8 protein-coding genes and 1 pseudogene are annotated in these 14,216 nt (G+C 56.6%); 1 reads left to right on the top strand and 8 read right to left on the bottom strand.

The window, feature by feature from the left end; all coding sequences use genetic code 11:
- Positions 1–240: 240 nt before the first annotated feature.
- Both DNH61_RS14675 and DNH61_RS14670 read right to left on the bottom strand, forming a co-directional pair.
- Complete coding sequence (locus DNH61_RS14675) at positions 241–5,367, bottom strand: WIAG-tail domain (RefSeq protein WP_111147428.1); 5,127 nt, start codon at positions 5,365–5,367, stop codon at positions 241–243.
- Between the two features lie 185 nt (positions 5,368–5,552).
- Positions 5,553–6,293, bottom strand: a complete 741-nt coding sequence (locus DNH61_RS14670; RefSeq protein WP_181438722.1) for a DUF421 domain-containing protein — start codon at positions 6,291–6,293, stop codon at positions 5,553–5,555.
- Positions 6,294–6,390: 97 nt separating this feature from the next.
- On the opposite strand from DNH61_RS14670, the gene DNH61_RS14665 reads away from it, so the two are divergent.
- The gene (locus DNH61_RS14665) at positions 6,391–7,287 is read left to right on the top strand and encodes a ferritin family protein (RefSeq protein WP_111147427.1); all 897 of its coding nucleotides are present in this window, start codon (positions 6,391–6,393) and stop codon (positions 7,285–7,287) included.
- Between the two features lie 224 nt (positions 7,288–7,511).
- On the opposite strand, the gene thiD is transcribed toward DNH61_RS14665, so the two are convergent.
- The 6 genes and pseudogenes from thiD to thiC all read right to left on the bottom strand — a co-directional run bounded on the left by thiD (position 7,512) and on the right by thiC (position 14,163).
- Entirely contained in the window at positions 7,512–8,372 is an 861-nt protein-coding gene (thiD, locus tag DNH61_RS14660) for a bifunctional hydroxymethylpyrimidine kinase/phosphomethylpyrimidine kinase (RefSeq protein WP_245948186.1), read from the bottom strand.
- A complete protein-coding gene (gene thiO / locus DNH61_RS14655; RefSeq protein WP_111147426.1) occupies positions 8,369–9,508 on the bottom strand; it encodes a glycine oxidase ThiO in 1,140 nt (379 codons plus the stop codon). The genes thiD and thiO overlap by 4 nt, the downstream gene beginning before the upstream one ends.
- A 160-nt stretch (positions 9,509–9,668) precedes the next feature.
- A pseudogene (locus tag DNH61_RS14650) lies at positions 9,669–10,436 on the bottom strand (thiazole synthase); the annotation flags it as partial.
- Between the two features lie 4 nt (positions 10,437–10,440).
- Entirely contained in the window at positions 10,441–11,277 is an 837-nt protein-coding gene (thiE, locus tag DNH61_RS14645; protein WP_342771444.1) for a thiamine phosphate synthase, read from the bottom strand.
- 20 nt (positions 11,278–11,297) lie between these two features.
- Positions 11,298–12,410, bottom strand: coding sequence for a ThiF family adenylyltransferase (locus DNH61_RS14640; RefSeq protein WP_111147424.1), 1,113 nt, complete (start codon positions 12,408–12,410; stop codon positions 11,298–11,300).
- Complete coding sequence (gene thiC, locus DNH61_RS14635; RefSeq protein WP_111147423.1) at positions 12,403–14,163, bottom strand: phosphomethylpyrimidine synthase ThiC; 1,761 nt, start codon at positions 14,161–14,163, stop codon at positions 12,403–12,405. The genes DNH61_RS14640 and thiC overlap by 8 nt, the downstream gene beginning before the upstream one ends.
- Between the last annotated feature and the right edge of the window lie 53 nt (positions 14,164–14,216).

The following is a 14,216-nucleotide window of genomic DNA, read 5'->3' as shown; positions in this document are numbered from 1 at the left end:
TCAGGAGAGAAATGACGCCGGAATAAGCGCTGTCGCATGACGGAGAATGATTGAACCGGGGAGTGTATCGGGAGTAAATAAGGACAACCGGGGATATTGTTGTTTTCTCCTTCGAGGCAAAAGTCAAAAATGGCGGCGCAGGGATAGCCTCCCCAGCACCGCCATGTCTATCTTACTGCCTATTACTCATCATGCTGACTCTTTCGCCCGTAAGCATTCAACCCTACTGCCCGGGTCCGTTTAACCGACTGCGATCCAGTTCAGTTCGCCTGCCTCTATTGCACCAATCCGCTGACGAACAACGGAGATAACGGCAAAGTCACGGAACTTTTGTTTGATATAAGCATGACAGTAAGGGTGGTTCGTAGAAGCCGTCATGACATAGCTCTGATCGTTAAAGGCATCATCGAAGGCTATCACAATATCCATCTGCTCTTCCATGCCCTCAAAGGCAAATACAGCAACTCCAAACTGCTGAAGCACTTCACCCGTCAAACCAGGTGAGGCGTGGATCGGCTGGAAGGAGAGCTTGGAAGGTTTCAGACTGCCATCCGCAATATGACTTGCATGGACAGCACCCTCCCGAATATGGCGTCCTTCAATGATATTGTCTTGCAAATGGCCCGTGCCAACGACCCCTTCTGCCAGCAGTTCACCGCAGATAGCTCCTTCAGTAAACTGGCCAACCTGCTCTTGTACCGGCATGGAGGCAAGCAGCTCCTCCATAAGTTCCGGCGCAAGCTTCTCCTTCGTAATTGCTGCATTGTCAATTATCTCAGTCGTTACAGAACCCGGTATAATGTGGCTGCTGGTTATAGAGCGCGCTGCCAGCTTCGTAATAGTGACTGCTCCGTCTGCCAGCTTATCTCCCGCAACTGCGCCAGCTGCCAGCTTCTCCGCTGTGACCGCTCCGTCTGCCAGCTGCTCGCTGCCTACCGCCTGACTTGCGATATGCTCCGCTGCAACTGCCCCGGTCGCCAACCGGCTTCCGTCCACCACCCCTGCTTGCAGGTGCTCGCCGCCTATTGCTCCAGCTGCCAGCTTCTCAGCCGTCACCGCTCCGTCCGCCAGCTGCTCGCCGCCTACTGCTCCAGCTGCCAGCTTCTCCGCTGTGACCGCTCCGTCTGCCAGCGCGGCTGTCTCCACGGCCCCGGACGCGATTTTTCCGCCAGTTACCGCCTCATCCGCCAGCTTACCAGACCTTACTGCGCCGTCTGCCAGCTTCTTCGCTGTAACTGCACCATCCGCTATCTGTCCGCTGCATACCGCCTGGCCGGCGATATGCTCCGCTTCAACTGCCCCTGACGCCAAGAGGCTTCCGTCCACCATGCCTGGCTGCAGGTGCTCGGCGCCTATTGCGCCAGCTGCCAGCTTCTCCGCTGTGACTGCTCCGTCTGCCAGTGCGGCTGTGTCCACGGCTCCTGATGCGATTTTTCCGCCGGTTACCGCCTCATCCGCCAGCTTCTCTGTAATGACTGCGCCAGCTGCCAGCTTCTCCGCTGTGACCGCGCCATCCACCAGCTTCTCAGCTGTCACCGCTCCGTCTGCCAGCTGGCCGCTGCCTACCGCCTGACCGGCGATATGCTCCGCTGCAACTGCCCCGAATGCCAACCGGATTCCGTCCACCACCCCTGCCTGCAGGTGCTCGACCCCTATTGCGCCAGCTGCCAGCTTCTCAGCTGTCACCACTCCATCCGCCAGCTTCTCAGCTGTCACCGCTCCGTCCGCTATCTGCTCGCTGCCTATCGCCTGAGCGGCGATATGCTCCGCTGCAACTGCCCCGGACGCCAGGAGGCTTCCGTCCACCATGCCAGACTGCAGGTGCTCGGCGCCTATCGCGCCAGCTGCCAGCTTTTCCCCTGTGACCGCTCCGTCTGCCAGCGCGGCTGTCTCCACGGCCCCGGACGCGATTTTCCCGCCGGTTACCGCCTCATCCGCCAGCTTCCCGGACGTTACTGCACCGTCTGCCAGCTTCTTCGCTGTAACTGCACCGTCCGCTATCTGGCCGCTGCCTACCGCCTGACCGGCGATATGCTCCGCTCCAACTGCACGTGGTGCCAACCGGCTTCCGTCCACCGATCCTGCCGCCAGGTGCCTGGCGACAATTGTGTCATCTGCCAGCTTCTCAGCCGTCACCGCTCCATCTGCCAGTGCGACTGTATCCACGGCTCCTGACGCGATTTTCCCGCCGGTTACCGCCTCTTCCGCCAGCTTCTCGGACGTAACTGATGCGTTCCCCAGCTTCTCTGTAATGACTGCGTCATCCGCCAGCAGCCCGCTGCCTACCGCCTGAACGGCGATATGCTCCGAACCTACTGCTCCTGCAGCCAACCGGCTTCCGTCCACCGATCCTGCCTGCAGGTGCTCGGCGCCTACTGCGCCTGCTGCCAGCTTCTCAGCCGTTACCGCTCCGTCTGCCAGTGTGGTTGTCTCCACGGCTCCTGCCACGATTTTTCTGCCGGTTACCGCACCCTCCGCCAGTTTCCAGGACGTTACTGCTCCATCTGCCAGCTTCTTGGCTGCCACTGCGCCGTCCGCTATCTGACTACTGCCTACCGCCTGATCGGCGATATGCTCCGCTGTAATTGCGCCTGACGCGATTTTTCTGCCGGTTACTGCACCCTCCGCTAGCTTCCAGGACGTTACCGACGCATCTGCCAGCTTCTTCGCTGCAACGGCTCCATCCGCTATCTGACTGCTGCCTACCGCCTGATCGGCGATATGCTCCGCTGCAACAGCTTCTGCCGCCAATCGGCTTCCGTCCACCGACCCTGCCTGCAGGTGCTCGGCACATACTGCGCCAGCTGCCAGCTTCTCAGCCGTTACCACACCGTCTGCCAGCGCTGCTGTCTCTACAGCTCCTGCTGCAATTTTCCCGCTGGTTACCGCACCGTCCGCGAGTTTCCAGGACGTCACCGACGCATCCGCCAGCTTCTTTGCTGCAACTGCACCGTCAGCCAGCGCTGCTGTCTCCACGGCCCCTGCCGCGATTTTCTCGCCGGTTACCGCACCGTCCGCGAGTTTCCAGGACGTCACCGACGCATCCGCCAGCTTCTTCGCTGCAACGGCACCGTCCGCTATCTGACCGCTGCCTACTGCCTGACCGGCGATATGCTCCGCTTCAATAGCTCCTGCCGCCAATCGGCTTCCGTCCACCGATCCTGCCTGCAGGTGCTCGGCACATACTGCGCCAGCTGCCAGCTTCTCAGCTGTTACCGATCCGTCTGCCAGAGCTGCTGTCTCCACAGCACCTATCGCGATTTTCCCGCCGGTTACCGCCTCATCCGCCAGCTTCCTGGACGTTACTGCTCCGTCTGCCAGCTTCGAATCCGTTACCGCAAGCTCCGTCAGTTTATCAGTGGATACACTTTCAGGTGATAGCTTGAGCGAGTTAACCTCATAGTCACCGATATGCTTCGACAGCACCGCGCCTGCCGTAAGATGCTGGCTCCTGATGATCTCGTTCTGCAGCTTATCCTCCGATACCGCACCATCCTGAATCGCTTCTTCGCTGACAGCTGCCGCTGACAGATGGATCGGTGCAACTGCGCCTTTGTCCAGATGATCCGCTTGGACTGCACCATTCCGTATGGCCTCTGATCTTACAGCACCCCGAGCGAGATGTTCAGATCTGACTGCCCCTTCGGCCAGCTTATCAAACGTAATAGATCCGTCAGCCAGATGTCTGCTCTGCACCATGCTGTTACCTATGGCATAGCCGTTTACACTGTTCTCAGCGAGCTTGCTCTGGTCTACTGATCCGTCTGCCAGGTGAGCGCTCCTCACAGCACCAGCCTGAATATGCTTATCACTGACAGTGCCAGGCGCCAGGTGAACGCTCGTGACCGCACCGTCTTCCACATGCTGCTTCTGGATGGAGCCTGGCAGGATATGCCTCGCCCGCACCGCAGACTCGCGCAGATGCTGCTCATTGACGGAACTGTCCGCCAATTTATCAGATGTAATGATCCCTTTCACCAGATGTCTTCCTGTCACGGCATCGGCTGCAATTTTACTGGCAATAATACTTTGATCCGCGAGCTTGGTAGACGTGACGGCATGGTTCCCCAGCTTGATCGTCGTAATGGACTGTTCAGCAAGCTTTGCCGTCGTAATGCTTCCATCGGCCAAATGACCTGTGGTGACTTCCCCGGTTTTAATATGCCTTGCCCTTACCGCTTCTGCTGACAGCTGCAGATCACCAACCGCCCCGGTTACCATCTGCTCGGCTCCTACGCTTCCGGTCTGCAGCGCCCTGCTGCCCACTGATGAAGCCGCCAGGTGATCTGCGGATACCGACTCCGGGGCCAGATGCTTTCCCTCGATTGCCCCAAGTGCTACATGCTGAGCCAGCAGCAGGCCATCCTGCAGATGGCTGCCAGTTATAGCTCCATCCTTAATTTTGCTGCCCGTAATGCTGTCGTTACGCAGTTTAGACGTTGTGACCGCATTGTCAGCAAGCTTAGACGTATCTATAGCTTCATTGGCCAAATGCTCGCTCACCACTGCTCCGCTGATAATTTTGTCTCCTGTAACCGAACGGTCGGCCAGCAGTTCCGTTGTTACGAACGCTTCCTGGAGATGCCGCGGACCAATTGAACGCTCGGCGATTTTGTCGGAGCTGATTGTGCGGTCCGCCAGCTTCTCCGAAGAGATGCTGCCTTCCGCGAGCTTATCGCCAGTAATGGAGCGGTCGGCGATTTTCCGTCCGGTAATGGAATTAGCAGCCAGATGGGCTTCCTCTACCGACTCATGAGCCAGCTTCGTGCTCGTAACCGAGCGGTCGGCCAGCTTAATGCTCTCTACCGCATAATCTGCGAGTGATTTTGCAGTAATGCTGCCCGGCTTCAGTCGCTCCGAGTCAATTGCCCCGCGCGAAATTTTCGCCCCCGTGACAGATTCATCCGCCAGGTCATCGGTATAGATAATGGGAGCTGGTTTATCAGGCAGCTTCTTCTCCTCAAGCCTGCCCAGCCTGTTCAAGCGCTCCTGCTCTTGCTGCCCTGCATCCCGGATGACGTTACCCGGTTTTTTTAGTTCAGCGGGTTCATCGGGTTCATCGGGTTCATCGAGATCATCCAGACCGTCCAGTTCATCCAGATCACTCAATTCCTCCCAATAAGAAGGTGAATAATCAATTGGCTCAACTATCGGTTTCGGTGCAAAAATCCGGCTTCCCGCAGCATGTACCTTAGCCGTATTCCTCGGCTTGGGCGTGACACTGCTGCCCCCGGACAATTCTGCTTCTGAGCCTGCATTCCATTCGTCCAGCATACTGAGTTCCGAAGTCTTTGGATTATCCACATAATAAAGCGGCCTGCGCTTGCGGGTTCCTTTTACCGGCCTGCCCTTCCTGTTCTTAGCCATGTGCCCTCTCCTTCGTACTTGGTAATATAGGGCATCTTATGCATGAGTCTATAGGCAGGTCACTGAGGATAAGCGTCTATGGGCGGAAAATAGGCAGACTGACGCGGCAGGGGCGTGTCCAGGGGCCAATGATTAATTGTGGGGGGCATCAGGGGAGATTTTCCTAGCGGTGCTGCTCAAGCCCTTTATTCTTTATCAATTGGCCGCATAATTCTGTCCGAGTGAAAGTCGTAATAAATTGCTCCGTCCGTACTTCTTACAGCATAGAACACCTCTTCGAGACTTCTCCCTCGTTTCTTTACATCATCAACAAGCTTTTCCATACTTACACCAGCGTGGCTCATATTTTCATTTATCGCTTGTCCATCCATGATCAGTTCCACAGGGAACCGTTGTTCTCCTGGTACTATCATATTCAAATCCTTTAACGTAACGGTTTTATACTCCTTCTTGCGCATAACCGAAATACGCCCATTACTCTCAAGTATTACATATTCAACCTCATTTATGTCATAAATAACCTTTTCCCGTAACATTTCATTGAGCGCATCCAGCGTGTATTTATTCTTCTTCATATTTCCCTCAAGAATCTTTCCGTTCTCAATTAATACGGTTGGCGCTCCCGAAATAACTTTCCTTATCTTACGGCTTTTCACCGCTAATTTAGAGAGAAGGTATGACACCCCAGTAAACACACCGATAGAAATAAGGAAATGTGTCACTTGAATTTTCCCGTTAAAGGCCAGGTTTGCAGAGATCGCTCCTAATATGATTGCGGCGACAAAATCGTGAAATGTCATATTCGATAATGTCTGCTTGCCCAAAATTCTTGTTATCAGCAAATATATTATGAAAGCAGCAGCACTCCTGCCTAGAATGATAAAGTGCTCCTCCACGCCTATCACCCGCAATCGTATTGTTTTCATCTACTCCGAAAATATCAGCCACCTAAATCAAGGACAAATCACCATAATAACCTAAGCCCATATTGTGTAAGTATTCTTGTTTGAAGGGAGACCATGTATGTATTACCCCAACCAATATAGGTTTTACAGGTCAAGCGACAGGCAGTTAGTTGATGATATTGCAAAAGCGATTAACGGCGAGCACAGTGCAATTACTTGTTATGAGCAACTAGCAAACCTGGCGCCTAACGAGGATGTTCGAAAACAAATTCAGGAGATAAGACAAGATGAAATCCGGCATTATCAGACTTTTTCGCAGATTTATGTGAATTTAACCGGCAGTCAGCATATGCCTCAAATGAGCGAACAATGCGAGGGAAGCTATACAGATAGGCTTTGGGCTTCGTTTAAGGACGAACAAGAGACAACAGACTTTTATTTAGATATTGCCGAGAAGGCTTCTGACCCGGCGATCCAGGAAAAATTCCGCCGCGCCTCTGCAGACGAACAAAATCACGCTGTATGGTTTCTGTCCTTCCTGACCGTTCCATCCGAAGTTAGAGCATGCAGGCAGCCTGAACCGTCAGATTACGGGGCAAAAGGAGCATTGCAAGCTTCATCCTATACGCTGCCATCTATGCTTACTTATGCAATTGAAGATGAATATTTAGCGCAGGCCAGATATGATGAGGTAATTAACGCATTCGGGGATGTAAGGACTTTCGTACAAATCAAAGAAGCCGAACAGAGACATATTGAAGCACTCTTGCCGCTTTTCCAAAAGTATAATACACCAGTTCCTCAAAACATTGCGCCCACATTAGTTTCCGTACCTTCAACATTAAAAAACGCTTACTCACTTGGTGTTGAAGGCGAAATTGACAACATCGCAATGTACGAACGATTTCTGACGTTTGAAATTCCGTCTGATATGCGTGCCGTTTTCACCAGACTGAGGGATACATCAAGAAACCATCTAACGGCTTTTGAAAGAGGGGCAGCGAGGGAGGAATAATAAGTACGGAAGAAAGGGAGCAAAGAAACTATCTCTAATGGCATCTTGGTATAAATCCAAAATAGGATATATACTATTGACTTCTACAGAGCCAATAAAAAGGAGACCTCCCGCAATGGGTGATCTCCGTCTCTTTCATTGATATCTTTCAAAAATTTCCTGACATCGTCACAGTGTTCTCCTATCAGCAGCCAAAATCTTGGAACTAATAGGGCCACCTCACGCTACCGTCCTGCAGGAACCTCCCTGTGAGCGGCATGCCACAAGGAGCCGATTCCCTGTCCCGTCGGCACTGACGCTGCGATAGCAGCGGTGACAAAATGCTTGGCTGCCCTGACCGCGTCTGGCAGATTCTCGCCGCGCGCCCGCATAGCCGCAATAGCAGAAGACAGCGTGCAGCCCGTTCCATGCGTATGCCTGGTTGGCAGTCTTGGCGTACGGAACATGGAGGGCTCCGCTCCGCCAGTTACCAGCACATCGACGCATTCTCCTCCCGCTGATCCTGCCGGAAGGTGACCGCCTTTGATCAGTACGGCGCCGCAGCCATAACGGAGCAGCGCCCGGCCGGCCTCCGCCATATCCGCCTCGCTCCGGATATCATCCTCCTGCAGCCCAAGCAGTGCACAGGCTTCCGGTATGTTCGGCGTCACCACTTCCGACAGCGGGAACAGATGGACCTTCATCGTCTCCACCGCTTCCTCCTGAAGCAGCGGAGCCCCGCCCTTGGCAATCATAACCGGATCTACGATAACCGGTATTCTTCCGTACTGTCCCAGCTTCGCGGATACCACGCGGATAATATCAGGCGCAAACAGCATGCCTGTCTTGACGCTATCGGCACCCATATCCGACAGCACAGCATCCATCTGCGCGGCAACTGTTTCCACGGACAGCGGGTATACGCCATGCACGCCCATGCTGTTCTGTGCGGTTACAGCTGTCAAGGCACTCGTTCCGAACACGCCAAGCTCCTGCATGGTCTTCAGATCTGCTTGAATCCCTGCTCCGCCGCCTGAATCAGAACCGGCAATCGTCAATGCCAGCGGGTACTCTCGCTGCTGGCTCTGCTGCATTTTCCTCATCATCTGAACCTTCCCCCTCCCGCAACGGCTGTGAACCGGCCTGGCGAGAATGCTGTCAGCGGCACCGGAGCCGGCCGGCCTTCCAGCAGGCTGACGACCGCTTCCGCGGTGACCGGACTGAGCAGGATACCGTTGCGGTAATGGCCTGCTGCCATCACCACCTGCGGCATTCCGCTGACAAAGCCGAGCAGCGGCCGGCCATCGCGGGTCGCGGGACGGAGGCCCGCCCAGCGGTGCACCACAGGCAGCTGTTCCAGCATGGGCAGTGTCTTCGGTCCATAGCGGACCAGCCGGCCAATTCCCTTGTCGGTTACAGAGGTGTCAAATCCGGCGACATCCTCCGATGCTCCGCATACCAGTGTTCCGTTAGCCTTGGATGTCCAGTATGCCTGCGGTGAGAAAATCATGTGGCGGACCTCGCCAAAAGGAACCTCATAAGCGCAGATCTGCCCGCGGATCGGATGAACGGGAACCGTGATGCCGAACCAGCGCTCGTACAAGCCCGACCACGCCCCAGCACAGACAACCAGCCGGTCGGCCCACAGGTCTCCCGCATTCGCTGTTGTGACAGCAATACCCGAATCCGATACACGCACATCTTCTACGTCTCCGGCTTGGCAGACGATGGTTACCCCCCGTGCGATGCATGCCTTCTCCAGCGCAGCCACAAGCCCCGGAGCATACACATGGCTTTCGTGCGGATAGTATACGGCAGCCTTCACATCGTGAGACAGTGCAGGCTCCATCTCACGCAGCTCTTCCGGCATAACCAGCCGGGCATCGGCTCCATAGCGGTTCTGCCACAGGATACGGCTGTACAGCGGGTTAATATCTGCTTCGTGATACACCACATTAAGGCTCCCCGTCTCGTGCCACTCGATCTTCTCGCCGGAGGCAGCTTCAATACGGTTGATCCACCCGGGGTAGAGCTTCAGGCTTTCTCTGCACAAGTGAAAAAAATCATCCGGCTGCTCTGGATTTTCCGAGAACGGAGCCAGCATGCCTGCCGCCGCTCCGGAGGCCTGGCCGCCGGGCATGTGCGGCTCAACTACAGTAACGCGGAAGCCGCGTTCTGCTGCCGTGAAGGCACAGGACAATCCGATAATCCCGCCGCCAAGGACCAGAATGTGCTCTGCCATACCGTTAACCGCCCTTCACCGTCACGGGACGCTCAGCACCAGCATCTGAACCCGCCTGCAGGCCCGTGTGTGCAGATTGTTCAGCAGTCCGCTCCGGAGAGATGCTGCGGCCTCCCAAATCTCCTTCTGCCCAGTAAGCTTCCGGCACACCTTCCGGCGTGCTGCTAGCGGAGGCATAACGCTTCTTCGGAATTCGTCCGGCTGCACGGGACAGTCTGCCCGCTTCGAAGGCCATTGCCATCGCCTTCGCCATAGCAACGGGGTCCTTCGCCTTCGCGATCGGCGTGTTGACCAGAATGCCGTCTGCCCCAAGCTCTGCCGCCTGAGCCGCATCTACTGCACTGCCAAGCCCCGCATCCACTATGACGGGCACGTTCGCTTCCTCAACAATTAAACCAAGATTATAAGGATTCAGAATGCCAAGCCCTGTTCCGATTGGCGAACCGCCTGGCATAACAGCGGCAGCTCCGACTTCCTCCAGCCGCTTGCACAGCACAGGATCATCAGAAGTGTAAGGCAGGACCGTAAAGCCTGCGAGCGTCAGCAGCTCTGTCGCCTTCAATGTTTCGATCGGGTCGGGCAGCAGCGTACGCGGATTGGCGCTGATCTCCACCTTGATCCAGCTGCCGAGCCCGGCTGCTCTGGCCAAGTTGGCAATCCTTACCGCTTCCGCCGCATTCGTCGCTCCGGATGTATTCGGCAGGTAAGTCAGGCCCCGGTCCTCCAGATGCTGCAGAATCGCATCATCCTGGACCCAGTCCAGATTCACGCGGCGCACGGCAAATGTAATAACGTCGGCCCCGCACTGCTCCAGTGCCTGCTGCATGACAGCAGGGCTCGGAAACCGTCCCGTACCGAGGAAGAGCCGGGAGTTGACCGTTCTGCCGCCAATAGTTAACCCGTCCTTCTGGTGCTGCTCGGATGACATATGTTCAGCCCCCTCCTACAAAATGCACAAGCTCGAGCGTCATACCCGCCCTTACCTGCGTGCTCTCCCACCGGTTCCGCTGTACAATAGCACCGTCGAGCTCAGCCACAATCCGCTTGTCGGCCAGCCCGTAGGATTGTATCAGCTGCTCCAGTGTCCCCGCTCTAACCTGCTCTTCCCTGCCGTTCAGCTTAATCGGCACCAGCTCTCCCCGGGCTGCAGCGATCTGCTCCTTCAGCCGCCGGCATACGGATGCCGGATCGCTGCTGCCAACGACAGCCGATACCGCGCACAGCCTGGAAGCCCCTGCAGCCAGCACCTGGTCTGCGTTATCCGGCGTAATGCCGCCGATCGCAACCCATGGTATGCGGATCTCATCCGCAACCTGCCGGACATACGAGGTCGTCACTGCCTGCCGTCCGGGCTTCGTCCCAGTCGGAAACACCGGTCCGACTCCGATATAATCGGCCCCGTCACGTTCAGCTGCACGCGCCTCTTCAATGGCATGTGTTGAAATCCCGATGATCCGGTCAGCCCCCATCCGTTCACGGGCTTCCGCAATCGGCATATCCTCCTGCCCGAGATGCACGCCGTCCGCCTCGGCGGCGAGTGCAATATCAGGATGATCATTCACGATGAACGGAACATTGTAGCGGCGGGTCAGTTCCCTGAGTGCCCGCGCTTTCTCGAGCAGCTCGGAAGCCGGCAAATTTTTCTCGCGCAGCTGTACAATATCCGCTCCCCCCGCGAGTGCCGCCTCCATAACCTCCAGCATGGAGCGGCCGGGGTGATACTGCTCACCTGTAATAACGTAAAGGGAAAACTCCCGCATTTTACCCATAGCTGTCCACTGCCTCCTCTTTACAGCAACAAAGCTGATGCGGCCGGCAAATAAGCATTGCACAGCCTCACCGCCTCTTCCAAATCAGATGTTCCCTGTACCAGCACTCTTCCATCGGGGAAAATGACAAGCCGGATGCCGGAATCCGGCAGCTCTGTGCGCAGCAGATACGGATTCTGCTCGACTCTGCAGCCCTTCTGGCTCAGCTCGCCCCTAAGCTTCAGCATGTCAGGCTTGCCTGCCATTGTGACCTGAACGGTATCGCGTCCGCACAGCACAACAGCCGCCGAACCAGCATCAGCCTCACTACCTCCAGGGATAATATTATTCTCCGCAGTCTCACCCGCAGTCTGGCGGACATGACGTTCCCCGCATACCGGACAATCGGCGCCCGGCGGCGGCATCCGCAGCTCACGGATCCGGAATGGCCACAGCTCCGCCGTGAGCCAGGTCCGCCGTACTGCCTCATGATTTCCCGTGAGCCACTTCAGCGCCTCCGCAGCCTGCAGAGATGCGACAAAATCGACGGTCGGCGAGATTACCCCCGCCGTATCGCAGGTTTCGGTTGATCCGTCGTCCTCGCCGCCGATCAGACAGCGCAGGCAGGCCGTTTCACCGGGGATGAACACGCCGCTCATTCCGCTGGCAGCTGTTGCGCCCCCATAGAGAAAAGGAATACCGAGCCGGTAGCACAAGTCGCTGAGCACCAGCCTCGTCGGCGCATTGTCCGTGCCATCCAGCACCAGATCCGCGCCTTCGGCAAACCCCGGAGCGCTTGCGGCAGTCACATCAGCGGCGTAGGCCTCAACTCTTACCTCGCTGTTAATCCGCTTCAGCTTGGCGGCCGCAGCGACCGCCTTCGGAAGCGCCTCACGGGCATCGTCCTCATCGAACAGCACCTGGCGCTGCAGATTGCTGAGCTCCACATAATCGCGGTCGACGATACGGACGCTCCCGACACCTGCCCGCACCATATGCTGGGCGATGGAAGCGCCAAGCGCGCCAACACCCACAATCAGCACGGTGGCATCGCTTAGCCGGCGCTGGCCTTCACGGCCGATCGGCCCAAACCGGATCTGGCGGGAATAGCGTTCATTCCCGCCCAAGAGCTGATCCGGCTCTTGTTTAGACATAGATCTTCCCGCCGGATGCCTTGAACGCCTCCGACTGCTCCTTCATGCCCGCCTCGATCGCTTCGCGGGTTTCCAGCCCGTTCTCCGCCGCATAATCACGGATATCCTGCGTAATCCGCATGCTGCAGAACTTGGGACCGCACATCGAGCAGAAGTGGGCATTCTTCGCCGCCTCTGCCGGCAGCGTCTCATCGTGATAGGACATCGCCCGCTCCGGATCAAGGGACAGATGGAACTGGTCGCGCCAGCGGAACTCGAACCGTGCTTTGGACAGCGCATCGTCACGCAGCCGCGCCCGCGGGTGGCCCTTGGCAAGGTCTGCGGCATGGGCTGCTATTTTATAGGCGATAACGCCTTCCTTCACATCTTCCTTGTTCGGCAGACCAAGATGCTCCTTCGGTGTAACATAGCACAGCATCGCAGTGCCGAACCAGCCGATCATCGCCGCGCCAATGGCGGACGTAATGTGGTCATAGCCTGGAGCGATGTCTGTCGTCAGCGGTCCCAGCGTATAGAACGGCGCTTCCTGGCAGACCTCCATCTGGCGGTCTACATTTTCCTTGATCATATGCAGCGGCACATGGCCGGGCCCTTCGATCATGACCTGGACATCATGCTTCCATGCGATCTTCGTCAGCTCGCCGAGCGTCTCCAGCTCCGCAAACTGGGCATCGTCATTGGCATCGGCAATCGAGCCGGGACGCAGGCCGTCTCCAAGCGAGAACGTTATATCATAAGCCTTCATAATTTCACAGATTTCTTCAAAATGCGTATAGAGGAAGTTTTCCTTGTGATGGGCCAGACACCAGGCCGCCATGATCGAACCGCCCCGTGAAACGATGCCTGTAACCCGCTTGGCTGTAAGCGGCACGTAGCGCAGCAGCACGCCTGCATGGATGGTAAAATAATCCACGCCCTGCTCGGCCTGCTCGATCAGCGTATCACGGAACACTTCCCAGCTGAGGTCTTCAGCCACGCCGTTAACCTTCTCCAGCGCCTGGTAGATCGGCACGGTGCCGACAGGTACCGGCGAATTGCGGACGATCCACTCCCGGGTGGTATGTATGTTGCGTCCGGTAGACAGATCCATGATCGTATCTGCGCCCCAGCGGGTTGCCCATGTCATCTTCTCCACTTCTTCCTCAATCGAAGAAGCTACGGCCGAGTTGCCGATATTTGCGTTGATCTTAACGTGGAAATGTCTGCCGATAATCATCGGCTCACTCTCCGGGTGATTGATATTAGCCGGGATGACTGCACGGCCTGCCGCCACTTCAGCTCGGACGAACTCAGGGTCCATGCCCTCACGGATTGCGATAAATTCCATCTCCGGCGTCACAATGCCCTGCTTGGCGTAGTGCATCTGGGACACATTGCGGCCCGCTTTGGCGCGCAGCGGCTTGCGGTTCAGGCTCGGGAACTGCTCTGCACCCTGCTCCGCCACCTTGGCTTCAGAACGAAAGCCGTTGTCTTCCGGTCTGACGTCACGTCCTTCGTAGTGCTCGGTATCCCCGCGCTCGCTGATCCATGCAGCCCGCAGTGCCGGCAGGCCCTTGCCCACATCGGTTACATAGGACGGGTCGGTATAAGGACCGCTTGCATCATAGACCTGCAGCGGCTCATTCGGCACCTCTACGCCCCGCACGTCGCTCGCGGACAGCTCAATTTCCCGCATAGGAACCTTGATATCTTCTCTTGAGCCAGTCACATATACTTTCCGGCTTCCCGGCAGTGCATTTGTCAAAATTGCCATAACAAAAAAACCTCCCCATGGTATACGTACAATTTCGTACATTGGAATCCAGT

It is taken from the genome of Paenibacillus sambharensis, assembly GCF_003233845.1.
GTDB classification, from domain to species: Bacteria; Bacillota; Bacilli; order Paenibacillales; family Paenibacillaceae; genus Paenibacillus_I; species Paenibacillus_I sambharensis.
Note: the sequence above shows the minus strand (reverse complement) of the source record. Positions and strands in the feature narration are given on the sequence as shown.

Excerpts from the sequence above, each read along its gene's own strand:
- DNH61_RS14675 (WP_111147428.1), bottom strand. The coding sequence starts at position 5,367 with ATGGCTAAGAACAGGAAGGGCAGGCCGGTAAAAGGAACCCGCAAGCGC.
- DNH61_RS14670 (WP_181438722.1), bottom strand. The coding sequence starts at position 6,293 with ATGAAAACAATACGATTGCGGGTGATAGGCGTGGAGGAGCACTTTATC.
- DNH61_RS14665 (WP_111147427.1), top strand. The coding sequence starts at position 6,391 with ATGTATTACCCCAACCAATATAGGTTTTACAGGTCAAGCGACAGGCAG.
- thiD (WP_245948186.1), bottom strand. The coding sequence starts at position 8,372 with ATGATGAGGAAAATGCAGCAGAGCCAGCAGCGAGAGTACCCGCTGGCA.
- thiO (WP_111147426.1), bottom strand. The coding sequence starts at position 9,508 with ATGGCAGAGCACATTCTGGTCCTTGGCGGCGGGATTATCGGATTGTCC.
- thiE (WP_342771444.1), bottom strand. The coding sequence starts at position 11,277 with ATGGGTAAAATGCGGGAGTTTTCCCTTTACGTTATTACAGGTGAGCAG.
- DNH61_RS14640 (WP_111147424.1), bottom strand. The coding sequence starts at position 12,410 with ATGTCTAAACAAGAGCCGGATCAGCTCTTGGGCGGGAATGAACGCTAT.
- thiC (WP_111147423.1), bottom strand. The coding sequence starts at position 14,163 with ATGGCAATTTTGACAAATGCACTGCCGGGAAGCCGGAAAGTATATGTG.